The organism is Nocardioides sp. CPCC 206348 (genome assembly GCF_048654705.1).
Classification (GTDB): domain Bacteria; phylum Actinomycetota; class Actinomycetes; order Propionibacteriales; family Nocardioidaceae; genus Nocardioides.
In genome coordinates this window covers 22,731-23,049 of record NZ_JBMCZA010000243.1, presented here as the reverse complement: position 1 = coordinate 23,049, position 319 = coordinate 22,731, and the positions used below count along the sequence as shown (strand labels likewise).

The 319-nt window shown below is 66.8% G+C and carries 1 protein-coding gene; it reads right to left on the bottom strand.

Annotation, left to right across the window (positions count from 1 at the left end; all coding sequences use genetic code 11):
• A partial coding sequence (locus ACOADB_RS28475; RefSeq protein WP_378607158.1) for an acyl-CoA dehydrogenase family protein occupies positions 1-308 on the bottom strand: 308 nt, incomplete at its 3' end.
• Positions 309-319 lie beyond the last annotated feature (11 nt).

The window sequence follows — 319 nt, the reverse complement described above, 5'->3', positions numbered from 1 at the left end:
GGCCCACGGCGGGCGAGGTGCTCCCGGATCAGGGCCATGGCGACGTTCGATCCGTCCTGGCCGCCGAGTTCCTTCGGCAACGGGTAGCGGTAGAAGCCGGCCTCGTCAGCCAGGACCCTTGCCTCCTGCATGATCTCGCGCCACCGGCGGGTCGGGATGCCGCCCCGCTCGACGTCGGTGCGAGTGAACTCGCGGGTGTGGTCGAAGTGCTCGGGGTTGGCCTCCTCGATCGGCTTGATCTTCGTGTCGATGAAGTCATCGAGGTCGGCGATGAACGTCGTGACGTCCTCGGGGATCGACCAGTCCATGGGTGTACTCC